This window comes from Bacillus paranthracis (assembly GCF_001883995.1).
In the GTDB taxonomy this organism is placed as follows: Bacteria; Bacillota; Bacilli; order Bacillales; family Bacillaceae_G; genus Bacillus_A; species Bacillus_A paranthracis.
In genome coordinates this window covers 207620-233655 of the sequence record NZ_MACE01000013.1, presented here as the reverse complement: position 1 = coordinate 233655, position 26036 = coordinate 207620, and the positions used below count along the sequence as shown (strand labels likewise).

Genomic DNA, 26036 nt, shown 5'->3' with positions numbered 1-26036 from the left:
TTTACTACTTCATATGCTTGTTAGTAAAGTGAAACTTCCTTTCATTTGAAGGGGAATAAATTATAAGTATAGGAGGATTCATAAATGAAGGTTTTGTTCGTTTGTTCTGGAGGAATGTCCAGCGCAATTGTTGTAAACGCTTTAAAAAAGGAGGCGGAGAAAAAGGGTATGAACATGGAAGTGCATGCGATTGGAACAAATGAGGTAGAGGAAGAAGTAAAGAATGGCTGGGACGTTGTAATGGTTGCACCTCAAGTTAGACATCGATTTGATTCTGTTAAAAAATTCGCAGAAGAGGAATCTATCCCGTGCGGTATTATACCGCCGCAAGCATATACACCTCTTGGCGGACCGACTTTATTAAAGACTGTAAATGATTTAATTCGTTAGGGGGAACCGTTATGAATAAGTTTGTCACGTTTCTCGATAAAAACTTATCTGGACCGATGGCAAGACTTTCTGAACAGAGACATTTACAAGCAATCCGTGATGGAGTGATTTCAGCATTACCATTTATCATCGTAGGAAGTTTCTTTTTAATCGTAGCATTTCCACCTTTACCGAAAGATAGTTTCATATCCGTTTGGGCATTAAAAAATCAAACAAGTATATTAATACCATATCGCCTAACGATGTTTATTATGTCTTTATATATAGCATTTGGAATAGGATATAATTTGGCGAAAAGTTATAAATTAGATGCTTTATCGGGAGCTCAGCTAGCAGTATGTTCACTGCTATTAACATTAACTCCTGAATTAATTGATAAAAAAGGATTTATGCTTCCGATGACAAATCTTGGAGGTCATGGATTATTCGTGACGATGATTGTTTCTATTTTATCCGTAGAGATTTTAAGGTTTTGTAAGAAGAAAAATGTAATGATTAAAATGCCAGAACAAGTACCGCCATCTGTGTCGCGTTCGTTTGAAGCACTTATACCTGCTGCATTCGTTATTATTATTATGAGTCTAGTAACTGTCGTTTTTAGCATTGATTTACACCATGTTGTTGATAAACTAGCAGCACCATTAGTAAAAGCTGGCGATAGTTACTTCGGTGTAATGATTCCAGTGTTTTTAATTACGTTTTTTTGGTCATTCGGAATCCATGGTGTGTCGGTTGTTGGAACTGTTGCTCGGCCATTATGGGAAGTATATCTAGGGAAAAATGGAGAAGCAGTTGCTAGTGGAGCAGATCAGTTGCCATTTATTTCACCAGAGCCGTTATATCAATGGTTTATATGGATTGGCGGTTCTGGTGCGACATTAGGGCTTGTATTAGCTATGATTGTATTTGGTCGATCAAAATATTCGAAAGCATTATCAAGAACTTGTATTGTTCCGGGTATTTTTAATATAAATGAGCCAGTCATATTCGGATTACCGATTGTACTAAATCCAATTTTAATTATCCCATTTATCATTACACCACTTGTAACGGCAACTGTTGCATATTCAGCAACTGCGATGGGATTTGTAACACCAACACATATTATGCCACCGTGGACATTACCAGCTCCAATTGGTGCGTATTTAGCTACAGGCGGAGATTGGCGTGCAATAGTATTAGTTTTTATAAATATAGCAATATCGTTCCTTATATATTTACCATTCTTTAAAATGTACGACAAAAATATGCTTGAAATTGAGAAGAATGGTGAAGGCGAATCTGTTAATCCATAATCTTTATGCTTTAATTTATGAGTGATAGGTATTTTGCCTATCACTTCTTTCACATGAAGTCCAGAGAGGATGAAATGGAATGAATATAAAATTTAGTTATAAAGGTGTATTTTTATTATTATTTGGAGTGATATGTGCGAATTTACTTTTTGTGCCTATATTAAGGATGCTACATCTATCACAAATGCATAGTATATGGCTCGTTACAAGCATTGCGGCAAGTATTTTGCTTACTGTAGTTGTTTCTTTCATTGATGGATCGTTTGCATCGAAAGCTCAGTTGTTTTTTAGATTTATATTGTTTTCGATCGGTTGTACATTTGTAACTTACATGATTGTTTTTTAGTAAATAGGAGGTCATGCATGTTATGTATATTGCAGGGGTAATGTCCGGTACTTCATTAGATGGAATAGATGTAGCGCTCGTTCGTATAGAAGGGAGTGGTGTAGAGTCTAAGGTCGAACTCATCCATTTTACTACAGTTCCATTTCGTAATGATATAAAAAGTGAAATACAACAAGCATTATCAATAGAAAATTCAAATGTCCAACTCATATGTAGTTTAAATTTTAAGTTAGGTTTATGTTTCGCCAACGCTGTAAAAGAAGTTTGTAAAGAGGCCAATTTTTCTTTGGAACAATTAGATTTGATAGGTTCTCACGGACAAACGATTTACCATCAGCCAAAGCCAGAAGGGAATATGATAGCTTCCACATTACAAATTGGGGAGCCTGCAGTAATAGCATATGACACGAATACGACGGTTATCTCAAATTTCCGAACGATGGACATGGCAGCAGGAGGACAAGGTGCACCACTTGTACCATATTCAGAGATTATTTTATATCGTCATCCAACTAAAAATAGACTACTACAAAATATCGGCGGGATTGGTAATGTTACCGTAATACCAAGTCAAAAAAGTGATCAGAACGTTATAGCTTTTGATACTGGTCCGGGTAATATGATAATTGATGAAGTATGTCAAAGGTTATTTCAGTTGCCATATGATCAAAATGGTAACATTGCAAAACAAGGGGTAGTTGTAGAAGAAATTTTGACATATTGTATGAATCATTCATTTTTGAAAATGAATCCACCGAAATCAACAGGTAGAGAACAGTTTGGTGAAGAGTTTGTAAGTCAGTTATTGAAGCGGTATGAAAAGTATAGTAAAGAAAATATATTAACGACTGTCACGATGTTTACAGCAAGTTCAATTGTTCATCATTATAAGGAGTTTATTCTGCCGTATTATGAAATTGATGAGGTAATTTTAGGCGGTGGCGGCAGTTATAATAACACACTTGTTGAAATGATACGGTATGGATTGAAGGATGAAAAATGTACAATATTCATTCAAGAAGATATAGGCTATTCTTCAGAGGCGAAAGAAGCAATCGCCTTTGCCATTTTAGCAAACGAAACGTATCATCGTAATCCGAGTAATGTGCCGAGTGCAACAGGTGCAAAGAAATCTGTAGTTTTAGGGAATGTAACGTACCCTTCAATATGAAGAAAATGAGGAGAACGTATATGAAGTATATGATTGGAATAGATGGCGGGGGAACGAAGACAGAAGCAATTGCATTTGATAAAGACGGAAATGAACTTGTAAGAGCTACTAGTGGATTTGGAAACATATTAATAGATTTTGAAGAAGCTCTTGTGCATATTATGGAAGCGATTGATCATTGCCAGATAAGTGTAGTGAAAGAGCATTGTGTTTGTATTTGTTTAGGATTAGCAGGTATAAGCGGAGCAAATATAAATGAATTAACATTACGTCTAAAAAAGAAGTATGGAATACAAATTGAAGTTTTTAATGACGCAATGATAGCACATGCAGCCGCTTTAGAAGGAAAGGATGGAATTTTAACGATTGGTGGCACAGGTGCGATTTGTCTAGGGAGAAAAGGAGAAGTACATGAGTATAGCGGTGGATGGGGACATATTTTAGGAGATGAAGGAAGCGGATATTGGATTGCATTACAAGCTTTAAAGAGAATGGTAAATCAATTGGATCAAGGAGTTACACTTTGTCCATTAAGCTTAAGAATTCAAGATGAGTTTCAACTTTTGACATCGTCTCATATAAAAAGTCTAGTTTATAGATCTGCAAAAGATAAAGTTGCAGCAATCACACCATTAGTTATTCGGGAAGCTAGAAATGGGAATGATGCTGCACATGAAATTATGATGCAAGCTGGAAAGGAATTAGCAAGGATTACAATAGATGTTTATAACAAGATGCAGTTTGATTTATCAGCTTCCATTGCAGTAAGTGGCAGCATATTGCGTTTCGTTCCTGAAATATATGATGAATTTAAGAAATGCTGTGAGAAAAGCATAGGAAAAGTTACATTTATATCACAATCACAATCAGCAGTGAAAGGAACATATTATTTAATGAAAAATATATATTTTAAAAAATAGCTGTATGAGAATTTTTGTATGATTTGTAAATATATGATGTTAAAATGTATAAAGGGATGCGGATAGAAACGTACAATATACATTGTTCTTGAATATTGTATAAGTACTCCTACGTAGAAAGTGAATGATTATATGATTAATAGTATGCAATTTTTGTATTTGGTGGCTTCTTATTTATTTGGAAACATATTGACTGCTTATATAGTAACGAAATGGAGACATAACGTTGATATTCGGGATGAAGGAAGTGGTAATCCTGGTGCAAGAAACATGGGCCGTGTGTATGGAAAAGGGTATTTCGTCGCTACATTTTTAGGTGATGCGATCAAAGGGGCAATCGTAGTTTCTATTGCAAAATACCTTTTTGAAGATTCTACATTTGTAATGCTAACATTGTTGGCTGTAATAATTGGACATATTTATCCAGTTTTATTTAAAGGTAAGGGCGGTAAAGGTATTTCAACATTTATCGGAGGACTAATCGCATTTGATTATTTGATAGCGCTTACCCTCGTTGCAGTTTTCATTATATTTTATTTAATCTTTAAAGGATTTACGAAGCCAGGACTAATTACAATTGCTTGTTTACCACTTTGCATGATTTTGTATTCTTACTCAATTGTTACGACTATTTTAAGTGCACTCATCATTGTACTTATTTTATATGTAAATCGCGAATGAAATAAACATTTAATAAGTGGGGTTAATCTCCACTTATCATTTTTTATTAAATAGATAAAGGAGATAGGGCATGGGGTTAATTTATAAAGTTGCTGATCAAGTTTGGGAATTTGAAAGTATACATAAATTGAATTATAAAACATTTGTAGAAGAAATTCCGCAACATGAAGAAACGAAAGATCGTGTTCGTATAGATCGTTTTCATGAAGAAAATACATATTTAATTTGTTTAGATGACGATAAGTTAGTAGGTATGGTTGCGTTGCGAGGAAAACGACCATTCTCGTTAGATTATAAAATTTCAAATCTAGATTTTTATTTGCAAGAACATGGAGAAAACGTATATGAAATTCGTTTACTTTCAGTAGAAAGTGAATATCGAAATGGAAGAGCGTTATTAGGTTTAATTCGCTTTTTACATCGTTATTTGCTTCTAAATGGATATGAATTGGCACTCATTTCTGCAACAACACGTGAACTACCTTTATATGAGCAAATGGGATTCAAATCTTTCCATTCGTTAGTTGGTACAGAAGCAGCAGCATTCCAGCCTATGTATGTTACCCCTGCTATGTTTGAAGCGTCGAGTGTTGGGGGAATTATGACGAAAGAGTATACGTTTTTACCCGGCCCAGTAGATATTGAAGAGAATGTTCGAAAGGCATTTTCTACTAAGCCTATTTCACACCGTTCTAAGTCATTTCAAGTGACGATGGATAATGTAAAGAAACGATTACTTCAAATGACAAAAGCAAAACGTGTGCAAATCATGTTAGGAACAGGGACATTAGCGAATGATGCCATTGCTTTACAGTTACGTTCTTTAAAAGGAAAGGGGCTCGTATTAACAAATGGGGAATTTGGTAATAGATTAGTCGGGCATGCAACACGTGCAGAGTTACATTTTGATACGTATAAAAAAGAAATGGGAGAACCGTTTATTTATACAGAATTGGAAAAAATAATGGGAGCTGGACATTATGAATGGCTTTGGTTTGTTCACCACGAAACATCAACTGGAATGTTAAATGATTTAGACGAGCTAAATGTTTTATGTGAAAAGTATAAAGTGAAACTATGTGTAGATTGTATTAGCTCAATTGGAGCGATACCGATAGATTTAAAGGATGTATATTTTGCGAGTGGCGTGAGCGGAAAGGCAATTAAATCGTTTACTGGATTATCTTTCGTTTTTCATAATCATAATGTGAAAGTAAACGAGACATTACCAGCCTATATGGATATTGGTATGTACGAAGAAAATGAAAGTATTCCGTATTCCCATTCATGGAATTTAATTTATGCATTGCAAGAAGCGTTGAAGAGATTTGAAGATGAAAAAGCATTTGTAAAAATTAAAGAGACATATGATTATATGGAAGAAGCTATGACTAGTATAGGCCTAAAACTTGTTTCACCTAAAGAACATGCCGCACCAATTATACTTACGATTCAATTAAATGAAGGTCTTTCTTCTAAAGCGGTCGGTGATGCGTTAGCATTACAAGGATATATTGTCCATTATGAATCAGCGTACTTACAAAAGAATAACTGGATCCAAATCGCATGCCTAAATCATTATAAAGAACGTGATATGAAGAGGATGTTAAATTGTTTGCAGATGTATGTATTACAGAGTGGGGTACATATATAAAGACTTTTTCATTTCGTATAAAGGAGCTGCGACTTACGAAAACTTAGGAATAGAACATTGGAAGAGGTGTTAGTATGATAACTAAAAAACTACCATTGCATATAGACGATATTAAAAAAGCTCAAACTATTTTGGACAGAAATGTTCGTAAAACTCCATTAGTAAAATCATTTTATTTGACTAGTAAAACAGGTGGAGAAATTCACTTGAAATTAGAAAATATGCAATTAACAGGTTCGTTTAAATTCCGTGGTGCGTTTAATAAAATGTCACAGCTGACAGATCAAGAAAAAGAGAGAGGAGTAATTGCTTGTTCTGCTGGTAATCATGCGCAAGGAATTGCTTTATCTGCTCATTTACTCGGTATTAAAAGTAAAATTGTAATGCCGATTTCTGCCCCTCAAGCGAAAGTTGATGCAACGAGAGGATATGGATCTGAAGTGGTTTTACATGGTGAAACCTTTGATGATGCGAAGGCAAAATGTGAGGAGATTATTAGAGAAACAGGTGAAACATACTTACATCCATATGACGATGTAGAAGTAATGGCTGGTCAAGGTACAATAGGATTAGATATTCTTGATGATATGTGGGATGTTGATACGGTCATTGTACCAATTGGTGGAGGAGGAATTATTTCTGGAATTGCTGTTGCATTAAAATCTTTTAATCCGTCGATTCATATAATTGGTGTCCAAGCAGAAAATGTTCATGGGATGAAGGCATCTTATGACAAAGGTACAATTATAGAACATTATGAGGCACCTACGATAGCAGATGGTTGCGCGGTAAAAATACCAGGCAATTTAACTTTTGAAGTTGTAAAAGAATTAGTAGATGATATTGTAACAGTATCAGAAAAAGAGCTGGAATTAGCGATGAAAGACTTATTACAACGCGGGAAAGCTGTTGTAGAAGGTGCAGGCGCATTAGCTACTGCTGCTCTACTTGCAGGGAAAGTGGATACATATATTAAAGAGAAAAAAGTAGTAGCAGTTATATCTGGTGGGAACGTAGACTTACAGCGCATTTCGAGTGTTTGTGAGCAATTTTTTGTGGCGAATGAAGTGAAATGAAATAGTACATTTAAACATTGTGTAATAAAAGAGGAGCTAAGTAACATTATATTAGCTCCTCTTTCATTATGCTTGTGCGGGAGTAAATAATGACTCCATTTTTACTTTGCTCTTTTCTCGAATTTCGGCGTCTGCATGGCGCATCACGTATTTATGAGCTACAGCGATCGCCAAAACATCATCTAATAAGCCAATCCCAATAATAGCAGCTATATCTGGAATAAAGTCGATTGTTAATACGTAATAGGATAGAGCGGCTAATATGATGAATTTCGCTTTAGTAGGTAACCTTTTTTTCTCATTGTGTAATATAAAATAATACTTTCATATACGCTAGATTTACCGAGATCTGCTGAGCTTTTCTTGAATTTTTTCCAAAGTTTCTGTTTCTCCATATAAACACTCCTTTTACAAAAAAATAGATTTTTTAAAAGGATAGACAAAGAAGTGGGAGACTAATCAATTTTATAGTTTTTCTTAATGTATATTTCAATAAAAATAGGGAATTACCTGTTCAAAATAATAGAATGTTGGTTATGTAACAACTCACAGTGTATATGTTCGTTCCAAGTAAAGGTACTACGTAGATAACGTTTTGTGGTAATGCGTATTAAAGTTAATTTTTCACATTAATCTCTGCATTCGTACAATGTTGAATTACTTCTAAATAATCTATTGATGAGAAATTTAGTAATTCTTGAATAGCCCCTTTCCTCGCTGGTGATTCATAGGCTTCTAATGTGATTCTGTTATTAATCGATTAGCTGCTTCATCTAGCATTTCAGGTGTTACTTTGTTTTGAATTATTTTTTCCTCTCTTTTCTCCCATCTTCTTGAAAGTAGTCACTTCGGTGATGTTTTTTTATTTTCTCAGATGAAGCCGATGAGTTTGAGTTTTAGAATTTTATCGTGGTATTATTTATGTAACGAGGGGATGTTGTAAGAAAAAATACAATTTTTTGGGGGAATGAGAATGGGAATTTATAACTATGAAGCGAAAGAGGATTTGCAAGTAGGAGAAGTTTGTTTAGAACGAGATATTTATGAAATTGTAAATTTTTACAAGAAAGGGTCAATAGTTTTATGTGATTCAGTATCTCGGTTCAGTGCGAATTCAGACAGAATGTTTAAAGTGATAAATAGGATAGAAACATATATGCATAAAAATGAAGACTATACATATCAGGTTTCGGATAGGCCAAAGTTGATTTATGTAGTTGAACAGGTAAGATAAGGAAAGCATTCATAACGGATGCTTTTTTCTTTGCTATATAGAAAGTACACATTAAACGTAAATTTGAACGAAATGTATGTAAATGATTTAGTTTTTATTAAACATTTATTAAGTGGTATGGGGGAAGAAAAATGAAGATAATAGAACTACCAATTAATTTCGAATTTAACGAGCAAAAACAATGTATTTATCCAAGTTTAATAATAGTAAACGATGAATTAACTTTAGTAGATACAGGGTATATGAATTTTTTACCTTTAATTGAAGAGGCAATTTTAAAACATGGATACAAGATGAAAAACTTAAAAAATATAATTATTACTCATTATGATGACGATCATATAGGATCTTTATATGATTTTAAAGTGAAATATCCTCAAGTTAATATTATTGCTAGTGAAATTGAATCTAACTACATTAATGGTGATATAGAATCAGAGAGATTAGTTCAAGCAGAAGAAATGTTAGAACGTATGCCAAATGAAGAAAAAGAATTTGGTAAATGGTTTATACAACAGTTAAAAAATATAAGACATATTTTCGTCGATGAAAAAGTACATGATGGACAAATAATTTTGAATGGTGAATGTCAAATAGTAGCGACCCCAGGACATACTTCGGGACATATTTCATTATATTTTCCGGACTTACACAGTGTAATTACAGGAGATGCAGCCGTTCAAGATAATGGTGAATTAGTAATAGCTAATCCGAATTTTTGTTTAGATATAGAAAAAGCGGAAGAGTCTTTAAAGAGGATTAAAGACCTTAAAGCTGTAAAGTATTATTGCTATCATGGAGGGGAATTCAATATATAAAATAATAAAAAACCGATCTTTCTTATATAGAAAAGATCGTTTTTTAATTCATAGATTCTGCAATTTGAATTAAATCCTTGATGTTATATTTTCCTTGTATATAGCGTTTGTTACCAATTGCAATTGTGTATTGAAAACCATTTTTCTGAAAAAGGAGCTCATATGCTGAATCGAAATGAGGATTGTATAATGCTTTTATATTATTTTTTAAGCTATAGAACTTAGCGCCCCTATGTACATAGAAATTTAATTTGTTTTGAACTGGTGAAACAGTGATTTTAAAAATCCCATTAATATCTTCATTGTAGTATTGGAGGTTTAAGTAATCGTTATAGATGTATCCTTGAAATTCGTGAATTTCGAACGGGAATTTTGTAGGAGTAAGTATATGTTTCTTACACTTCATTTCATATTCTTTTACGATAGTAGCTTCTTTCATAAATGGATTCGTTCCATCATAAATTTGATTAATTCGAGATATTTTATTATTCTTTGTTACTATTTCCAAAATGAAACCGATAGTAAATTCATCATTAGTGCCTTTGAAATAAGAAATAAGAATTGTAGTATCTTCTTTTGGAGATAGTACGGTTTTAATTTCATGAATAGGTTTTTCCTTTTGGAAAGTAGGTAGTTTAACTCCTTCTGTTACATATGACTGCATTAATTCTTTATCATTTTTGAGCAAAGCATGTTTGAATTCACTGATTACATCTGTTTGAGATTTTGCCGTTATAATTGTGGTGGATTGAAAATATAGTAAGTAAAATATGCAAAAGATCCTTATGAATGTAGTTGTCAATTTTATCACCCTATAACTATATTTCCGTAACATTGAAATATATATGTACAGGAGGGGAGAAGATGAGTTTATTATTTGATGTAATAGCAGATATCATTTTATTTTTCCCTCAAAATGACATGAAATTAAAACATCATATTGCCAAATTAAGCGAATTTGAGTGGTTTCGAAAGCTACACGAAGATACAAAGTATACAAAATTAATTTGGAGTAATAGAAAAATTAAGAAGTTCATTTTGAATTCTGCAAATATGAAAGCATTAATAAATTCTGAGATAAAACAAAAAGAATTTGTCCAACTAGTACATAATGAATATAAAAAAAGAAGATAAGAATTTTTTTATTTTTCATATTTGGCGAAACAAATGGTACAATGAAAGCTAATGTGAAAAATAAGGAAAAGAAGTGGTCAATTTGAAAAACTTTTTAGAATTAGGAATTAGTGAAACTTTTAATCATACATTACGTGAAAATGGAATAACAGAAGCAACACCAATTCAGGAGGAAGCAATTCCTGTTATACTGTCAGGTAAAGATATTATTGGGCAGGCGAAAACAGGAACGGGTAAAACGTTAGCATTTGTGTTACCAATTTTAGAAAAAATCGATCCAGAATGTAGCGATGTTCAGGCTTTAATTGTTGCACCAACAAGGGAACTAGCACTGCAAATTACAACTGAAATTAAAAAAATGCTTGTGCAAAGAGAAGATATTAATGTATTAGCGATTTATGGCGGTCAAGATGTAGCACAACAATTGAGAAAGTTAAAAGGTAATACACATATTGTTGTTGCGACACCAGGACGATTATTAGATCATATACGACGTGAAACAATTGATTTGAGTAATCTTACAACAATTGTATTAGATGAAGCGGATCAAATGCTTTATTTCGGTTTCTTATATGATATTGAAGATATTTTAGATGAGACACCTGGTAGTAAACAAACGATGTTATTCTCAGCAACGATGCCAAAAGATATTAAAAAATTGGCGAAGCGTTATATGGATGAACCGCAAATGGTTCAAGTACAAAGTGAAGAAGTAACGGTAAATACAATAGAGCAACGTGTCATTGAGACGACAGATCGTGCAAAGCCAGATGCACTTCGTTTTGTTATGGACCGTGATCAGCCATTTTTAGCAGTTATTTTCTGTCGTACAAAGGTTAGAGCGAGTAAGCTTTATGATAATTTAAAAGGACTAGGTTATAATTGTGCTGAACTTCATGGTGATATACCTCAAGCGAAACGTGAAAGAGTTATGAAGAGTTTCCGCGAAGCAAAAATTCAGTACTTAATCGCAACGGATGTAGCAGCTCGTGGACTTGATGTAGATGGTGTAACGCACGTATTTAACTATGATATCCCTGAAGATGTAGAAAGTTATATTCACCGCATTGGCCGGACAGGACGTGCAGGTGGATCAGGTATTGCAATTACGTTCGTTGCAGCGAAAGATGAAAAACATTTAGAAGAAATTGAAAAAACGCTTGGTGCACCAATACAAAGAGAAATAATCGAACAACCGAAGATAAAACGTGTAGATGAAAATGGAAAACCGGTACCAAGGCCGGCTCCGAAGAAATCAGGCGAGTATCGTCAAAGAGATAGCCGTGAAGGTTCAAGAAGTGATTCAAGACGTGGTTCGAGAAATGGCTCAAGAAGTGATTCAAGAAATAGTTCAAGAAATGAAAACAACCGATCATTTAATAAGCCAAGTAATAAAAAAGGTAGTACAAAGCAAGGTCAGCAAAGACGTGGCCGTTAAATAATTATAATTGTAAAGAGTCGCAAAATATTGTGGCTCTTTTTTTTTTTGTATAGAACAAGGATGATAGCAAGAAAAAAACGGAAATTTCATTCACCGTATTTAAAACTTACAAAGGAAAGTTTATAGTCCAAAACCAGTAGAACAAGGGTATTACAACCATGTCGTAATTCAAGAACAAGTGCAACTTACGTATGGACAATATTTAATCGAAAAAAATCGAGAGAAAGCAATTCGTACTAGCTCCTCTGATGATGATACGAATTATGAAAAAATCAATTGGTATAACGATATAAAAACATCTTTTGCAAACAAAGAATTGGCCGATTTGGTGAAAGAAATTTGTAACTTTGTTAGTTTTGTTCGATGGGAACTCGAGATGCACAACTGCCATCCTTATTGGGAAGTTACTTACTACGGCGATGAAGGTAATGTAGTGTGAAGTTAATAGAAGGGATAGTATGCGAAATAAGAAAAAGGACTAGCAGTCGTACCTGCTGTCCTTTAATAGGAGAAAAAGTAATCTTGTTTAGAACTACGCATAAACAGAAAATCTGCTTGTGATTAGTTTTACCCTAAATATAAGTGTCTATACAAAAAAAGGGATAAGTAAAAAATACTTATCCCCGGAAGGGAAATCCCAAGCACCAAAATGGCTCGTATTGGTCTGCAGGTTCAAAAGTAGTATATGTAAAACAAAAAATCTCATACAAAAAGCAGACAACGATTTTGGTTGTCTGCCAGTGAGCTCAATGAGTTAGCTAATTGTGATAATTTGCATCCCCATTGCGAGAAGAGTGAAGCTGCTAGTTCAAACAGCTTGTTCGTATTATTTTCGATTCCCTAAAAAATATACAGAGAAAGCAGATAAGTGAAAAATCTATCTGCTTCTGCTGTAACAAAAGAAAGAAGTATTAGCCGTGGACACGGCGGCTTGAAAATAGTATGTATTTTTATTTGGAAAATATTCAGGGGGTGAAGAAACATGGAATGTTTAATAAATGGTGTTTGCGAAATTAATCAACTAATTAGTAAAACAAAGTAGAAAAAGAATGAGCAAATATAACAATAAAAAGGTAAATGTTCAAAAGAGTGATGAGTATAAAGTAAAACAAAATAGCTATATTAAAGCTTGATTTTCATAAAAAATAAAGCACACATATAAGTGTGCTCTTATGAACGCTTTAGATTTGTGTGACTACATAGTCACCATACAATAAAATATGCTTGTTTGATATAAATGTGTGTCAAATCTATAACATATATTTTGGGGTGTATAAGGAATATTAAATGTTAATTAGCCAAGCATATTGTTTTTATTAACGAATTTGTGCAACTGTTAAAGCGGCAGAACGAATATCTACTGTACCAATTACTTCAACGGGTACAATTTGAATTAAATCACCAGGGTTTAAGTTTATTAGAATGACACCGCTGGATACATCTACTTCACCAGTGCCAATGATATTAGAACGGACTGCGGTTCCTGATCCTGCAATAATATTAGTTGATGAGTTTAGTGTTAAGAAAAAGCGCGCTGCTTCCGGGGCTACTGGAACATTATCGAGGCTGATTGTTAATGTATAACTGATTTGATAAATACCAGCTACTTGAATTCTAATACCAGTTCCTGTACTAATTGTATCATTGATTACAGGGACAGTAATGTTTGGATTTGGGCCCGTACTAGGTAGTAGTAGTGGCGTGAATAGTGTGGCAAATTGAGGTGAAGTAGCATTAAAAGCAAAACCGAGAGCTGGTAGTGTACTGGGGGCTTGTGCTCTACAATTAAAGTTCGTGAGCTTACGACTAGATGATCGCATATTTTCACTCCTTTCTTTCATTTAGATTGCGTGAGTAACAACCTCACGTTTTGGACAAGCACAATACAATATATGAAAATTTATAGTGAATAGTGCAGAAGTGTACTGTTATGGGTAACACTAATTGCCTATTGTACAAAGGAGATACTACGCTTACAGAAATAGTTTGTAACCTAAAGTTGAAAAAATAGTATGAATAGAGTTGAAAATGCTATTTAGAAATGAAAGGAAACATAATAAAAAGGAACATACATATAAGCATGCTCTTTGACAAGAAAGGTAGATTTTTATGAGTGGATTCCTCCATACAATAATATATGCTTGTCCGGTTAATAGTTGAGAAAGGGAGAATGCATATGGAACGAATGGAAGCGTATAACAAAATAAAGATTTCATTTTATAGCAAAGGGGAATAGATATGTGTATTTATTGGGAAAACGTAGTTAAAGAGTTCTTTAAGAGGTAAGAACTGGAACGAAATAAAAGAGCAGCTAGCAAAAGCTAACTGCTCAATACAAGGAGATACAGAGAAGACTACTTTACATGAATGTTGGCATACAGCCTACATTCAGTATTGACCGAATATTTATTTTAAATCCAATTTATTTAAAGTAAACATCCCAACAGATAAAATGGCTGCGCTTGCTACAGAACCTAGCCAGTCTCTCCAGCTTAATGTATTTAAAGATGCATCTGTTAAATCCATAATTAAGAAGATAGCAAACATTAATACACCAAATGCTAAGCATCCCCAAAATGTTTGCAAATATTTAATCATCTTATTTCGGAACTTGCTCATATAAATCACCCTTATTAATAATTTATATTTTTATAAATAAATTATTGCATGTGCAAAAATTAAAAGTATGAAATATGCAAAATTACATATTGGAACTTAACAAAAAATCCATTCATAAGTAAATAGATCGAACAGAGGGAAACCGTTTCGTATGAATCAATTGTCATTTTTTGAAGTCATCGATGAAAAGGAGATGCGTAGATTTGTGGTAAAGGAGCTGAAAAACTACAAAGTATTGTGCGTTTGAATGAAGAATCAACAAAAATAGGATCAAGCGGGGGCATCGTTCTTTTCCTCAAATGAAAGGTGACGGTAAGAAACATGAGATACATTTTAAACAAATTAAACGGAAGTTAAAAAATAAAAATTTATAAAGGAAATAGAAAGTAGGGAGTTGTATATATACGATAATAGGAAACTTTTTACTAACTAAGCATATAATTTAAATAGACCGACAGTCGGTCTGATGGGAAGGGGAACTTGAATGCGAATAGTAAAGGAATATGAGGAGCGTAGAAAAGAAATTTTAGAAACGGCTGAACGTTTATTTATTACGAAAGGTTATACGAAAACAACAGTAAATGACATTTTAAAAGAGATAGGGATAGCAAAGGGGACGTTTTATCACTATTTTAAATCGAAAGAAGAAGTAATGGATGAGATTATTATGAGGATTATTAAAGAAGATGTTGCTAAAGCGAAAGTAATCGTCTCTAATCCAAATATACCAGTATTAGAAAAGTTATTTCGAGTTTTAATGGAGCAATCTCCAAAATCAGGTGATATAAAAGATAAAATGATTGAGCAATTTCATCAACCAAATAATGCAGAAATGCATCAAAAAAGTTTAGTACAATCCATTATTCATTTATCTCCTGTATTAACAGAAATTTTAGAACAAGGAATTGAAGAAGGGATATTTTCGACTTCATATCCACAAGAAACGATTGAACTATTACTATCTTCAGCGCAAGTCATATTTGATGATGGGTTATTCCAATGGAAGCCAGAAGAAATGCTGAGGAGGGTGAAAGCTTATATTAAAATGATGGAAGTATCTGTTGGAGCGAAAGAAGGATCCTTTAATTATATGCTGGAGGTTTTAATGAAACAGAAATAATATTTTTTCTGTTTGTTTATTATAGACCGGCAGTCGGTCTAAATTAAAGGAAGGGTGTGATTATGATATCTATTAGTATAAAACCTTCGATGAAAGATTTTTATTTAATGGTGAGTGGGCAAATTATTACTATTTTAGGTTCGACACTTTTACGTTTTGCTCTGTCATTATATGTGCTAGATTTAACAGGGCGTGCTGATATATTCGCAGGATTATATGCGATAACGAGTATTCCGTTTTTGTTAGCTCCTCTTGGCGGAGCGATAGCAGATCGTTTCAATCGTCGAAATGTAATGGTTATTTTTGATTTTATAAATGCTGCGATTGTATTAAGCTTTATAGTTTTGTTATTTACTGAATCTGTATCTATTCTATTGTTTGGAACAATTATGTTTTTACTAGCAATCGTTAGTGCAATGTACGCACCAGTTGTAATGGCAAGTATTCCGCAATTAGTTCCAGAGAAAAAGTTAGAACAAGCGAACGGTATCGTAAATGGTGTGCAAGCATTATCTAATATAGTTGCTCCTGTATTAGGAGGGATATTGTACGGCATAATTGGCTTGAAAATGCTCGTAATAATAAGTTGCTTTGCTTTCTTTTTATCTGCGATTTTAGAAATGTTTATCACAATACCTTTTATAAAGAGAGTGCAAGAAAGCCATATCATACCGACAATTGTAAAGGATATGAAAAGGGGATTTATCTATGTTTTAAAACAACCATTTATTTTGAAATCTATGTTTTTAGCCGCATTACTAAATTTAATACTGACGCCGCTATTTGTTGTTGGTGCTCCAATTATTATACGAGTAACAATGGAAAGTAGCCACACGTTATATGGAATTGGAATGGGATTAATCGATTTTGCTACTATTATAGGTGCATTATCAATAGGTTTTTTTGCGAAAAAGCTACAGATGCAAACATTGTATTATTGGATGATTTTAATAGCTTTATTAGTAATACCAATGGCACTATCAGTTACACCATTTATTCTTAATTTAGGACACTATCCACCATTTATCCTCTTTATACTTTCTTCTATTTTAATTGCAATGATCATGACAATTGTATCCATCTATGTGATTACTGTAGTTCAAAAGAAAACACCAAATGAGAACTTAGGAAAAGTAATGGCAATTATAACAGCGGTATCCCAATGTATGGCACCGATTGGGCAAGTCATTTACGGTTTTATGTTTGAAGAATTCAGTATGAAAATTTATTTACCTATATTAGTTATTAGTTTCATAATGTTATTAATAGCAGTTGTGACGAAGAAAATACTATCCAATGAAGGGAACTAGCTTAATATGATTAGGAGAATGTTAAAAAGAGATTTCTCTCAAAATAAAATGATAATTACCATTTTATTTATGTTTATCATGTTATCAAGTCTTTTAATGGCTAGTGCTTCAAGTAATGTTATAAATCTATTGAACTCAATGGATCAATTGGTTAAAGTATCAAACGCACCGCACTTCGTACAAATGCATGCCGGAGAAGTAAATCAAAAGTCAATTGATTCCTTTGTAGAAAAAAATCCGTTTGTAAAAAAACAGCAAACGGCTGAGATGGTTCAAATAAATGGATCTAACATTTTTATTAAAAAGAAAAATCAAGCAGAACATAATAGTGTAATGGACATTAGTTTCGTGAAACAAAATAGTAAGTTTGATTTTTTATTAAATTTAAATAATGAAGTGGTCGATGTTAGGAAAGGGGAAATAGGTGTACCCATTTATTATATGCAAAAATATAATTTGCGTATGGGAGATAAAATATGGGTTATTAAAGATAATAATGAACTAGAATTTACGATTTCAGCATTTGTTCGTGATGTTCAAATGAACCCATCAATCGTTAGTTCAAAACGATTTGTAATAAGCAATAAGGATTTTGAAAGAATAAAAAGAAATTTTGGAGAAAGCGAATATCTTATTGAATTCCAGCTAACAGACGAATATAAAATAAATGAATTTGAAAATCTATATAAGTCATCGAACTTACCTCAAAAAGGTCCCTCTATTACGTACTCACTATTTAAAACACTCAATTCATTAACAGACGGAATAATAGCTGCAGTACTTATCATAATAAGTGCATTATTAATGTTAATTGCAATGTTATGTATTAGATTTACGATCATTACTTCGATGGAAGAAGATTATCGAGAAATTGGTGTTATGAAAGCAATTGGGATTCATAACAAAGATATTCAAAAATTATATATAACAAAATATATTGTGATTTCAGCTGGTGGATGTATATGTGGATATATACTCTCACTATTTGTTACAAAAATCTTCACTTCAAATATCACCCTTTATATGGGGGCGGCAAATAAAAGCATTTTACACAATATTGTGCCATTCATAATTACAACATTGTTATTTTTAGTCGTTATCCTGTTCTGTCGTATTATTTTGCGGAATTTTAGGGGAATTACAGCAATAGACGCTTTACAATCAAGAGATAAACTAGGAAAGAGAAAAATTAGAAACTCCTTTTCACTCAATCGATCTAAATTTAAAAATGTAAATGTATTTATTGGTATACAAGATGTTATAAAAAGATTTAAGTTATATCGTATATTAAGCATCGTATTAATAATAGCTGTGTTCATGATTGTTGTACCTGTTAACTTTTTGTATACGATTCAGTCACCGGATTTTGTAAATTATATGGGAACAGGAAAAAGTGATATTCGAATAGATTTACAGCAAACTGAAAATATAGAGAAACGTTTTAAGGGTGTTATTTCATATGTAAAAAATGATAAAGAAGTAGAAAAATATGCAACATTTGTTACGAGTACATTTAAAATGGTAAACGCTGATGGTACACATGAAAACTTACATGTAGAAGTGGGAGACTTCACTACATTTCCATTAGACTATATGCAAGGTAGGGCACCAAAAAATGAAAATGAAATTGCTCTTTCTTATATGAACGCAAATGAATTAAAAAAGAATGTAGGGGATCATATCGTTTTATTTGTTGATGGGAAAGAGAAAACACTAACGATTAGTGGTATGTATCAAGATGTAACAAATGGCGGGAAAACAGCTAAAGCTAGTTTTTCTAATAATAATGAAAATATATTATGGTATGTAGTAAATGTAGATATGAAGCCTAAAGTGGATTTGCAAGAAAAAGTGAAGGAGTATAAACAAAAATTTAGTTCTGCAAAAATAACAGATACAAATGATTATGTAAAGCAAACTTTAGGAGAGACAATTAAACAATTAAGACTCGTGACGCAAGTGGCTATTTTGATTGCGATATTGATATCAGTTTTAATTACTGCGATGTTTTTTAAACTGTTATTAGCAAAAGATTTTTCGCAAATTTTAATTATGAAAAATATCGGTTTTTCTAGTAAAGATATTCGTATACAGTATATAACACGTTCTATCTTCATTGTATTATTAGGCATTGTGATAGGGACATGTATAGCTGCTACGTTTGGTGAAATGTTAGTAAGTTGGTTAGGCTCATTTATGGGAGCAGCTCATATAAAGTTTGTCGTAAACCCTATCGTTTCTTATGTAATATGTCCAGCTATATTATGTATATGTGTGACTGCAACAACACTTTTCAGTAGTTTTACTATGAAGCAAACAAACGATGTAAAGCCAAATGGGGAGTAGGGGTGTATCACTTGAAAAAAATTTTAGAAGTAAAGGAATTAAATAAAACATATTCAATAGATGGAAATGCAAATTATTATGTGCTAAAAAATATAGATTTAGAGGTTTATGAGGGAGAATTTGTATCAGTTATGGGGCCTTCTGGTTCTGGGAAATCGACGTTATTATATAATATTAGTGGAATGGATCAAATGTCGTCAGGAAGTGTGAAATTTGGTAGTAAAGAAATATCTCGTATGAAAGAAGAAGCGTTAGCCAAGTTGCGCCTTACTGAAATAGGATTTATTTTTCAGCAGAGCAACCTTCTTAGAAACTTGAACCTATTTGATAATATCATCTTGTCAGCATATTTAGCGAAATGTGAGAGTAAGAAAATAGTAAATAAACGTGCTCTAGAGCTAATGGAGAATATGGGGATAAGTGATATAGCGTCTCATTATATAACCGAAGCATCTGGGGGGCAATTACAAAGAGTCTCTATTTGTAGAGCACTCATTAATAATCCAAATATTATTTTTGCAGATGAGCCGACTGGTGCTTTAAATTTAAAATCAACAGAAGAAGTAATGCAAATATTATTAAATATTAATCGTGGTGGAACGACCATTATGTTAGTCACTCATGATGTGAAAGTAGCAGCAAAAACAGAAAGAATTCTTTTTATGGCGGACGGAGAAATTGTTAGTGAAATACAGTTAGGTAAGCTTAGGAACGATGATTTAAAAGCGCGAGAAAAGAAGTTGTTAAACTGGTTAGCTGTACTTGGATTTTAAAGAGAAAAACTCCTATTGAATGTAGGAGTTTTTTCTTTGTCTTAAAGTTCTAAAAGATATATAATAATTTTCTGAATATTAAAATTGGAGGGGTGCAAATGAAAAATGAAACGTTGCACACGCAAGAAGATATTATTAAAATGCTGGATTCATTATTAAGACCAGCAGAACCATTTTGGAATGAATTTTATGCGAATAGAGAAAAAGATGTTCCGTTTTTTGAAAATGTTCCAGATGAGAATCTAGTTTCGTATATACAAAAAAAGCGGGTTTCAAAAGGAAAAGTACTGGAACTTGGATGTGGTCCGGGTAGAAACGCAATTTATCTAGCAAATGAAGGGTTTGATGTAACAGCAGTAGATTTATCTATAGAAGGCATTAACTGGGCAAAAGAGAGGGCGTTAGCAAAAGGAGTAGAAATTGAATTTATTTGTGATTCAATTTTCAATTTAGAGGTTCAAAATGAATTTGATTTTGTATACGATTCGGGCTGTTTGCATCATATTCCACCACATAGAAGAGTAAATTATGTGAATTTAATTAAAAACGCATTGAAATCAGGTGGTTATTTCGGATTAACGTGTTTCGCGGCAGGTGATTTAGATGAGCGAAATGGATCAGAAATAACAGATTGGGACGTATATAGAGGATGGAGTTTACAAGGAGGTCTTGCTTATTCGGAAGAAAAACTAAGAGAGATATTTAAAGGATTTGAAGTGATTGAAATTAGAAAGATGGAACAGATTGAACAACCAAATACTATGTTTGGAGAATCCTTTCTTTGGACAGCATTATTTAAGAAGAAATAAGAATGTAGATAATTGACAAACTCATCGTTTTTATAGACAATATAATAATGAGAATGTATGTTCGTTTTTGTTAACCGATGTATATTTTGCATAAATACATAACAAGGGGTTGTCTCTAAATGAGTAACACAAATCAAAAAATTACTACGTTTTTAATGTTTGAAGGAAAAGCTGAGGAAGCAATGAATTTTTACACGTCGCTATTCGATCAATCAGAAATTGTAAATATCTCTCGTTACGATGAAAACGGACCTGGTAAAGAGGGTTCTGTCATTCATGCAACGTTTACGTTAAATGGCCAAGAATTCATGTGCATTGATAGTTATGTAAAGCATGGTTTTACATTTACACCATCTATGTCTCTTTATGTAACTTGTGAAACAGAAGAAGAAATTGAAACTGTCTTTCATAAGCTAGCGGAGGATGGATCGGTACTAATGCCTTTAGGTTCTTATCCATTTAGTAAAAAATTTGGTTGGTTAAATGATAAGTATGGTGTGTCTTGGCAGTTAACACTTGCGGAATAAATTGTAATTGATTTGTTTAATGGGTGTAGTTAAGAGGTTGAAAATTTAAATAACAAATAAAAAGGTGTTCCAACCGTCAACAAGTTTGGAATGCCTTTTTATTTGTTTAAATAAATTTATATTTTTCTATTTTGAATATTTTATTTTTCTAACTACTTTTTATCTGTTAATATAAATATAGAAAAATATGTATTAATTATTGGTTAGATTAATAGAAAAAAGCATAAATAGTAAATGATCTTACACTTAAAATGTAACAAGATAGCTAGGGGGAATAGTTATAATGGATACAACTCAACAAAACAGTAATGCATGGGATAAAAAGGTTGAAGAAGGTTCTAGATATACGCAACCTGTAAGTAGCGAGGTTATTGAAAGAAGTAAATCAGGTGAATGGGAAATCACAGTTACCACAGAAAAATCAGTTCCTAGAGATTGGTTTCCAAAATCATTAGATGGATTAAAGATACTTTGCTTAGCGTCAGGTGGAGGGCAACAAGCACCTGTTCTAGCTGCTGCTGGGGCGGATGTAACAGTTACTGATATATCCAAGAAGCAATTGGAACAAGATGAAAAGGTAGCAAAACGAGATGGTTTAACTTTAAAAACAGTTCAAGGAGATATGTCAGACCTTAGTGATTTTGAGGATGAATATTTTGATATTGTTGTAAATCCTGTTTCTAATTTATTTGTAAAAGATGTACATCTTGTATGGAATGAAGTTTCAAGGGTTTTAAAGAATAAAGGTATTCTCATTTCTGGATTTACAAATCCGTTACTATGGATTTTTGATGATAATCAAGAACAAAAAGGTATTCTTGATGTAAAACATTCAATCCCTTCATCGACATTGGATTATTTACCAGAGGATGAAGTTCAAGATTACATCGATTCAAATCAAACAATAGAATATGCGCATACACTGGAAGATCAAATCCAAGGCCAAATTGAAGCGGGTTTTATTATAACAGGTTTTTATGAGGATGATTTTGGTGGAACAAGGATATTAGATAAGCATATTAAAACATTTATTGCTACAAAAGCTATAAAGTTAAAGGTTGATTAAGAATTTTGACTTGTCACACGAGACGTTAGTCGAAGAAGGTTCTTAAAATAGTATATATAAAAGGAAAAGGGTGGAACTTTCCATCCTTTTCCTTTTATATAATTAGGTTATGCTTTTTATATTAAGAATTTTGTTGGCCGAATCTTTTCCCAAGTTTAGCTAGCAGTTCAGGCTGATCCCCTTGGCTCATTACAACTTCAACAAAGGTAAGTTGATCCTTATCATTACTTATTTTAGTTAAGACTTCTTGTAACTCTATTTCATTTTCCACTTTACATGTTAGGCTTTTTTCTTCTGTTCCGAATACGTTCGCTAGTTTTGTGTAATCCCACATTTGTATGTCATTATACGGTTCGTTTTGACCATGAATTGCACGTTCAACAGTATAACCATTGTTGTTAATTAAAAATATAATTGGATTTAAATTTTGACGTAGTATAGTTGATAATTCTTGGACAGTTAATTGAAAAGAACCATCACCAATAATTAAAATGTTGCGCCGCGATAAATTAGCGAGCTGTGTACCAAGTAGAGCAGGTAACGTATAGCCGATCGATCCCCATAATGGTTGCGCTACATATGTAGTGTCGTTTGGTAAAGGGATAGCGGCACTACCAAAGAAAGGTGTTCCTTGCTCTGCAAGTAAGACGTCGTTTTCTTGTAAGAAATGGTACATTTGCTGCCAAAAGCGTTTTTGTGTAACCATTTGTAGCTTTGGATTAAACTTTTCAGTAATTAATATTGATTCTGAAATAAATGGCTTAATATCAAGCGTTTCTTCATTTCGATGTTCAATTACATCACTTAACTGTTGTAAAACATCTTTCATTACAACTGGCCCGTATTTTTTATCTGTAATTTTCACAGTGTAGGGATGTATTTCTATAACTTGTTCTTTTGTAAAACCTTGTGTGAAGCCACCTGTAATAGTATCAGTTAACTTCACACCAATACTAATAATACAATCAGATTCATCAATTCTTTTTCGCAAGTATGGAGAACTTACATCACCAGTATAAATCCCTATAAATTGAGAGTGTTTTTCTGGGAATATTCCTTTTCCCATACTTAACGTTGCGATGGGAAACCCAGTTTTTTCTACGAATTGATATAAATATTCTTTAGCGTGAAATCGATCTACTTCAAAATCCGCTAAAATTACTGGTTTTTTGGCACTGTTTATTTTTGAAGTGGCATGTAGAAGCATTTTATCCAGCGCATCTTTATTACTTACAACTGGTTTATGTAAAATCGGTTCCGTAGGTTTATTAATTGGTTTATTATACACATCAATCGGTAATTGAATATGAACAGGGCGTTTCGCACTCCAACATGCACGTAACACACGGTCAATTTCTTCAGCGGCATGCTCAGGTGTTAATTTTGATTGTGCCACCGTGATTTCTCTATACATATTGGAAAAATGATCGAACTTTCCATCACCTAACGTATGATGAACGAGTGCTCCATTTTCCATTACTGTTGTTGGTGGTGTCCCCGTAATTTTTATAACAGGTACATTTTCTGCATATGATCCAGCAATACCGTTAATGGCGCTTAATTCTCCAACACCGAAAGTGGTAATAAGAGCAGCGATTCCTTTTATACGAGCATATCCATCTGCAGCATATGCCGCATTTAATTCATTACAATTGCCAATCCACTCTACATTTTCATGTGCTATTACATCATCTAAAAAAGCCAAATTATAATCACCAGGGACACCAAAAATATGTTCAATTCCTAGTTCGCTTAGTCGGTCTAATAAATAAGTACTAACAGTATATTGCGTTTTCAAGTGAATCATCTCCTCATTGTTTTGCTGTCTTGTAATAAACGAAAGTAGCTCTAGAGTATGGATTTAAAAATTCATTACGAGAATGTGGTATAATTTACATACAGGGGGAAAGTAGATGACACAACATAAAGAAGAACAGATGAATGAAGCATTAGCCTTATTTTACTTTGCATATAAAACATTTACTGAAAAGCCAGATGAAATTATAAAAGAGTATGGTATTCAAAGAGTACATCATCGAATTTTATTTTTTATCGCACGCTTTCCAGGGATAAGTGTAAATGAGTTATTATCACTACTAGAAATAAGTAAACAAGCTCTTCACGGACCATTACGACAACTTGTGGAAAAGGGCTTAATTGAGAGTAATGAAGCTACACATGATCGCCGTGTGAAACAGTTATCTTTAACAGAAAAAGGTACCGATTTAGAGAAAAAACTGAGCGATGTACAAAGGCAACAAATGGGTGCTATTTTTTCAAAATTTGGTGAATCGTGTGAAGAAAATTGGCATCAAGTTATGAATGAAATGGCACATAGCCGATCAGGTTTTGATGCTTGGATATCGAAAAGGGAAGTTGCAATCGATCAAAAATAAAAAGAAATATATCTGTTTTTATAGTTTGAAAAAGAACAAATTTTATCCATACATTTGGCAACTATGGAGCTATCATAGAGTGAATGGATAAAAAGATACATTACTAGATACTTTATACGTGTACGCAATGGAACAATAAAATTCACATTTCCGAGAGGGGAATTATAATGATAAAACTTGTACTTATTCGTCACGGACAGAGTTTATGGAATCTTGAAAATCGCTTTACTGGATGGACAGATGTAGATTTATCAGAGAATGGATTAAGTGAAGCGAGAGAAGCAGGAGCGATATTAAAGAAAAATGGATATACTTTTGATGTAGCTTATACATCTGTATTAAAACGAGCAATTCGGACGTTATGGATTGTACTTCATGAGATGGATCTTGCCTGGGTGCCAGTACATAAATGTTGGAAGCTAAATGAAAGACATTATGGTGCATTGCAAGGGTTGAATAAAGATGAAACCGCGCAAAAATATGGTGAGGAACAAGTTCATATTTGGAGAAGAAGTATTGATGTAAGACCACCTGCTCTTACTGAGGATGATCCCAGGTATGAAATGAATGATCCAAGATATAAAGCACTGAAAAAAGGTGAGTTTCCATTGACAGAATGTTTAGTGGATACGGAGAAAAGAGTACTTGATTATTGGCATTCAGAAATTGCGCCGAAATTAAAGAATGGTAACAAAGTAATCATTTCATCACATGGTAACACAATTCGCTCGCTAGTAAAATATTTAGATAATCTTTCAAGCGATGGTGTTGTTTCACTAAATATTCCAACGAGTATACCGCTCGTGTATGAATTAGACGAAAATTTACGTCCAATTCGCCATTATTACTTAAGTATGGATGGAGAAGTACCTGAAGGGGAAATTCCGAAACATATTTCTTTTTAACATGA

The 26036-nt window shown here is 33.1% G+C and carries 26 protein-coding genes and 2 pseudogenes; 22 read left to right on the top strand and 6 right to left on the bottom strand.

Annotated elements, in window-relative coordinates; genetic code table 11:
- Positions 1–84 precede the first annotated feature (84 nt).
- The 8 genes from BAQ46_RS05095 to tdcB all read left to right on the top strand — a co-directional run bounded on the left by BAQ46_RS05095 (position 85) and on the right by tdcB (position 7533).
- Positions 85–390: a PTS sugar transporter subunit IIB gene (locus BAQ46_RS05095; protein ID WP_000865887.1), complete on the top strand. Its 306-nt coding sequence runs from the start codon at positions 85–87 to the stop codon at positions 388–390.
- Positions 391–401: 11 nt separating this feature from the next.
- The gene (locus tag BAQ46_RS05090) at positions 402–1685 is read left to right on the top strand and encodes a PTS sugar transporter subunit IIC (protein ID WP_001032281.1); all 1284 of its coding nucleotides are present in this window, start codon (positions 402–404) and stop codon (positions 1683–1685) included.
- A 79-nt stretch (positions 1686–1764) separates the two neighbouring features.
- Positions 1765–2031: a hypothetical protein gene (locus BAQ46_RS05085; RefSeq protein ID WP_001021954.1), complete on the top strand. Its 267-nt coding sequence runs from the start codon at positions 1765–1767 to the stop codon at positions 2029–2031.
- Positions 2032–2053: 22 nt separating this feature from the next.
- Positions 2054–3202 (top strand): anhydro-N-acetylmuramic acid kinase AnmK, encoded by a 1149-nt coding sequence (gene anmK / locus BAQ46_RS05080; RefSeq protein ID WP_000275001.1) that lies wholly within the window; start codon positions 2054–2056, stop codon positions 3200–3202.
- Between the two features lie 20 nt (positions 3203–3222).
- Entirely contained in the window at positions 3223–4122 is a 900-nt protein-coding gene (locus BAQ46_RS05075) for a BadF/BadG/BcrA/BcrD ATPase family protein (protein WP_071741720.1), read from the top strand.
- Positions 4123–4254: 132 nt separating this feature from the next.
- Positions 4255–4803 carry a glycerol-3-phosphate 1-O-acyltransferase PlsY gene (gene plsY, locus BAQ46_RS05070; protein ID WP_000610858.1) on the top strand — a complete coding sequence of 183 codons (549 nt, stop codon included), beginning with the start codon at positions 4255–4257 and terminating at the stop codon, positions 4801–4803.
- Between the two features lie 70 nt (positions 4804–4873).
- A complete protein-coding gene (locus tag BAQ46_RS05065) occupies positions 4874–6457 on the top strand; it encodes an aminotransferase class V-fold PLP-dependent enzyme (protein WP_071741719.1) in 1584 nt (527 codons plus the stop codon).
- 74 nt (positions 6458–6531) lie between these two features.
- Positions 6532–7533, top strand: a complete 1002-nt coding sequence (tdcB, locus tag BAQ46_RS05060; RefSeq protein WP_046197412.1) for a bifunctional threonine ammonia-lyase/L-serine ammonia-lyase TdcB — start codon at positions 6532–6534, stop codon at positions 7531–7533.
- Positions 7534–7599: 66 nt separating this feature from the next.
- Here tdcB and BAQ46_RS05055 read toward each other — a convergent pair.
- A pseudogene (locus BAQ46_RS05055) lies at positions 7600–7928 on the bottom strand (YkvA family protein).
- Positions 7929–8152: 224 nt separating this feature from the next.
- Positions 8153–8290 (bottom strand): annotated as a pseudogene (locus tag BAQ46_RS31520) (SMI1/KNR4 family protein); the annotation flags it as partial.
- A gap of 216 nt (positions 8291–8506) precedes the next feature.
- Here BAQ46_RS31520 and BAQ46_RS05050 point away from each other — a divergent pair.
- Positions 8507–8767 carry a hypothetical protein gene (locus tag BAQ46_RS05050; RefSeq protein WP_000513520.1) on the top strand — a complete coding sequence of 87 codons (261 nt, stop codon included), beginning with the start codon at positions 8507–8509 and terminating at the stop codon, positions 8765–8767.
- A 131-nt stretch (positions 8768–8898) separates the two neighbouring features.
- Positions 8899–9585: an MBL fold metallo-hydrolase gene (locus BAQ46_RS05045; protein ID WP_071741718.1), complete on the top strand. Its 687-nt coding sequence runs from the start codon at positions 8899–8901 to the stop codon at positions 9583–9585.
- 43 nt (positions 9586–9628) lie between these two features.
- Here BAQ46_RS05045 and BAQ46_RS05040 read toward each other — a convergent pair whose 3' ends face one another.
- Positions 9629–10420, bottom strand: a complete 792-nt coding sequence (locus BAQ46_RS05040) for a hypothetical protein (protein WP_025991664.1) — start codon at positions 10418–10420, stop codon at positions 9629–9631.
- Positions 10421–10449: 29 nt separating this feature from the next.
- Here BAQ46_RS05040 and BAQ46_RS05035 point away from each other — a divergent pair, with 29 nt between their 5' ends.
- From BAQ46_RS05035 to BAQ46_RS05025, 3 genes are all read left to right on the top strand, one after another.
- Complete coding sequence (locus BAQ46_RS05035) at positions 10450–10719, top strand: hypothetical protein (RefSeq protein ID WP_061536410.1); 270 nt, start codon at positions 10450–10452, stop codon at positions 10717–10719.
- 73 nt (positions 10720–10792) lie between these two features.
- Positions 10793–12157 (top strand): DEAD/DEAH box helicase, encoded by a 1365-nt coding sequence (locus tag BAQ46_RS05030; RefSeq protein WP_071741717.1) that lies wholly within the window; start codon positions 10793–10795, stop codon positions 12155–12157.
- A 181-nt stretch (positions 12158–12338) separates the two neighbouring features.
- A complete protein-coding gene (locus tag BAQ46_RS05025) occupies positions 12339–12599 on the top strand; it encodes a hypothetical protein (RefSeq protein WP_001177682.1) in 261 nt (86 codons plus the stop codon).
- An 877-nt stretch (positions 12600–13476) separates the two neighbouring features.
- On the opposite strand, the gene exsF is transcribed toward BAQ46_RS05025, so the two are convergent.
- Entirely contained in the window at positions 13477–13980 is a 504-nt protein-coding gene (gene exsF, locus BAQ46_RS05020; protein WP_001257912.1) for an exosporium protein ExsF, read from the bottom strand.
- Positions 13981–14566: 586 nt separating this feature from the next.
- A complete protein-coding gene (locus BAQ46_RS05015; protein ID WP_000033168.1) occupies positions 14567–14779 on the bottom strand; it encodes a hypothetical protein in 213 nt (70 codons plus the stop codon).
- A 484-nt stretch (positions 14780–15263) separates the two neighbouring features.
- Here BAQ46_RS05015 and BAQ46_RS05010 point away from each other — a divergent pair, with 484 nt between their 5' ends.
- The 7 genes from BAQ46_RS05010 (at position 15264) to BAQ46_RS04980 (ending at position 22730) form a co-directional block, all read left to right on the top strand.
- Positions 15264–15899 carry a TetR/AcrR family transcriptional regulator gene (locus tag BAQ46_RS05010; RefSeq protein ID WP_071741716.1) on the top strand — a complete coding sequence of 212 codons (636 nt, stop codon included), beginning with the start codon at positions 15264–15266 and terminating at the stop codon, positions 15897–15899.
- 62 nt (positions 15900–15961) lie between these two features.
- On the top strand, positions 15962–17209 hold the full coding sequence (locus BAQ46_RS05005) for an MFS transporter (protein WP_084638300.1): 1248 nt from the start codon (positions 15962–15964) through the stop codon (positions 17207–17209).
- 6 nt (positions 17210–17215) lie between these two features.
- Complete coding sequence (locus BAQ46_RS05000; protein WP_071741715.1) at positions 17216–19555, top strand: ABC transporter permease; 2340 nt, start codon at positions 17216–17218, stop codon at positions 19553–19555.
- 11 nt (positions 19556–19566) lie between these two features.
- Complete coding sequence (locus tag BAQ46_RS04995) at positions 19567–20328, top strand: ABC transporter ATP-binding protein (protein WP_071741714.1); 762 nt, start codon at positions 19567–19569, stop codon at positions 20326–20328.
- A gap of 98 nt (positions 20329–20426) precedes the next feature.
- The gene (locus tag BAQ46_RS04990) at positions 20427–21137 is read left to right on the top strand and encodes a class I SAM-dependent methyltransferase (RefSeq protein ID WP_071741713.1); all 711 of its coding nucleotides are present in this window, start codon (positions 20427–20429) and stop codon (positions 21135–21137) included.
- A gap of 119 nt (positions 21138–21256) precedes the next feature.
- Positions 21257–21664: a VOC family protein gene (locus tag BAQ46_RS04985; RefSeq protein WP_000072475.1), complete on the top strand. Its 408-nt coding sequence runs from the start codon at positions 21257–21259 to the stop codon at positions 21662–21664.
- A 283-nt stretch (positions 21665–21947) separates the two neighbouring features.
- Positions 21948–22730: a class I SAM-dependent methyltransferase gene (locus BAQ46_RS04980; protein WP_000381793.1), complete on the top strand. Its 783-nt coding sequence runs from the start codon at positions 21948–21950 to the stop codon at positions 22728–22730.
- Positions 22731–22851: 121 nt separating this feature from the next.
- Here the strand turns inward: BAQ46_RS04980 and BAQ46_RS04975 are convergent, their stop codons facing one another.
- Positions 22852–24537, bottom strand: a complete 1686-nt coding sequence (locus BAQ46_RS04975; RefSeq protein WP_071741712.1) for an alpha-keto acid decarboxylase family protein — start codon at positions 24535–24537, stop codon at positions 22852–22854.
- A 106-nt stretch (positions 24538–24643) separates the two neighbouring features.
- Here BAQ46_RS04975 and BAQ46_RS04970 point away from each other — a divergent pair, with 106 nt between their 5' ends.
- Both BAQ46_RS04970 and gpmA read left to right on the top strand, forming a co-directional pair.
- Entirely contained in the window at positions 24644–25126 is a 483-nt protein-coding gene (locus tag BAQ46_RS04970) for a MarR family winged helix-turn-helix transcriptional regulator (protein WP_071741711.1), read from the top strand.
- 167 nt (positions 25127–25293) lie between these two features.
- Positions 25294–26031, top strand: coding sequence for a 2,3-diphosphoglycerate-dependent phosphoglycerate mutase (gpmA, locus tag BAQ46_RS04965; protein ID WP_000594142.1), 738 nt, complete (start codon positions 25294–25296; stop codon positions 26029–26031).
- Positions 26032–26036: the final 5 nt, after the last annotated feature.

What these genes read in the sequence shown, in the direction of transcription:
- BAQ46_RS05090 (WP_001032281.1), top strand. Translation starts at nt 402, where the DNA reads ATGAATAAGTTTGTCACGTTTCTCGATAAAAACTTATCTGGACCGATG.
- BAQ46_RS05035 (WP_061536410.1), top strand. Translation starts at nt 10,450, where the DNA reads ATGAGTTTATTATTTGATGTAATAGCAGATATCATTTTATTTTTCCCT.
- BAQ46_RS05075 (WP_071741720.1), top strand. Translation starts at nt 3,223, where the DNA reads ATGAAGTATATGATTGGAATAGATGGCGGGGGAACGAAGACAGAAGCA.
- gpmA (WP_000594142.1), top strand. Translation starts at nt 25,294, where the DNA reads ATGATAAAACTTGTACTTATTCGTCACGGACAGAGTTTATGGAATCTT.
- BAQ46_RS05065 (WP_071741719.1), top strand. Translation starts at nt 4,874, where the DNA reads ATGGGGTTAATTTATAAAGTTGCTGATCAAGTTTGGGAATTTGAAAGT.
- BAQ46_RS05095 (WP_000865887.1), top strand. Translation starts at nt 85, where the DNA reads ATGAAGGTTTTGTTCGTTTGTTCTGGAGGAATGTCCAGCGCAATTGTT.
- exsF (WP_001257912.1), bottom strand. Translation starts at nt 13,980, where the DNA reads ATGCGATCATCTAGTCGTAAGCTCACGAACTTTAATTGTAGAGCACAA.
- BAQ46_RS04970 (WP_071741711.1), top strand. Translation starts at nt 24,644, where the DNA reads ATGACACAACATAAAGAAGAACAGATGAATGAAGCATTAGCCTTATTT.
- BAQ46_RS04990 (WP_071741713.1), top strand. Translation starts at nt 20,427, where the DNA reads ATGAAAAATGAAACGTTGCACACGCAAGAAGATATTATTAAAATGCTG.
- BAQ46_RS05045 (WP_071741718.1), top strand. Translation starts at nt 8,899, where the DNA reads ATGAAGATAATAGAACTACCAATTAATTTCGAATTTAACGAGCAAAAA.
- BAQ46_RS05085 (WP_001021954.1), top strand. Translation starts at nt 1,765, where the DNA reads ATGAATATAAAATTTAGTTATAAAGGTGTATTTTTATTATTATTTGGA.
- BAQ46_RS05040 (WP_025991664.1), bottom strand. Translation starts at nt 10,420, where the DNA reads ATGTTACGGAAATATAGTTATAGGGTGATAAAATTGACAACTACATTC.
- BAQ46_RS04975 (WP_071741712.1), bottom strand. Translation starts at nt 24,537, where the DNA reads ATGATTCACTTGAAAACGCAATATACTGTTAGTACTTATTTATTAGAC.
- BAQ46_RS05050 (WP_000513520.1), top strand. Translation starts at nt 8,507, where the DNA reads ATGGGAATTTATAACTATGAAGCGAAAGAGGATTTGCAAGTAGGAGAA.
- BAQ46_RS05015 (WP_000033168.1), bottom strand. Translation starts at nt 14,779, where the DNA reads ATGAGCAAGTTCCGAAATAAGATGATTAAATATTTGCAAACATTTTGG.
- plsY (WP_000610858.1), top strand. Translation starts at nt 4,255, where the DNA reads ATGATTAATAGTATGCAATTTTTGTATTTGGTGGCTTCTTATTTATTT.
- anmK (WP_000275001.1), top strand. Translation starts at nt 2,054, where the DNA reads ATGTATATTGCAGGGGTAATGTCCGGTACTTCATTAGATGGAATAGAT.
- BAQ46_RS05005 (WP_084638300.1), top strand. Translation starts at nt 15,962, where the DNA reads ATGATATCTATTAGTATAAAACCTTCGATGAAAGATTTTTATTTAATG.
- BAQ46_RS05010 (WP_071741716.1), top strand. Translation starts at nt 15,264, where the DNA reads ATGCGAATAGTAAAGGAATATGAGGAGCGTAGAAAAGAAATTTTAGAA.
- BAQ46_RS05000 (WP_071741715.1), top strand. Translation starts at nt 17,216, where the DNA reads ATGATTAGGAGAATGTTAAAAAGAGATTTCTCTCAAAATAAAATGATA.
- BAQ46_RS04985 (WP_000072475.1), top strand. Translation starts at nt 21,257, where the DNA reads ATGAGTAACACAAATCAAAAAATTACTACGTTTTTAATGTTTGAAGGA.
- BAQ46_RS04980 (WP_000381793.1), top strand. Translation starts at nt 21,948, where the DNA reads ATGGATACAACTCAACAAAACAGTAATGCATGGGATAAAAAGGTTGAA.
- tdcB (WP_046197412.1), top strand. Translation starts at nt 6,532, where the DNA reads ATGATAACTAAAAAACTACCATTGCATATAGACGATATTAAAAAAGCT.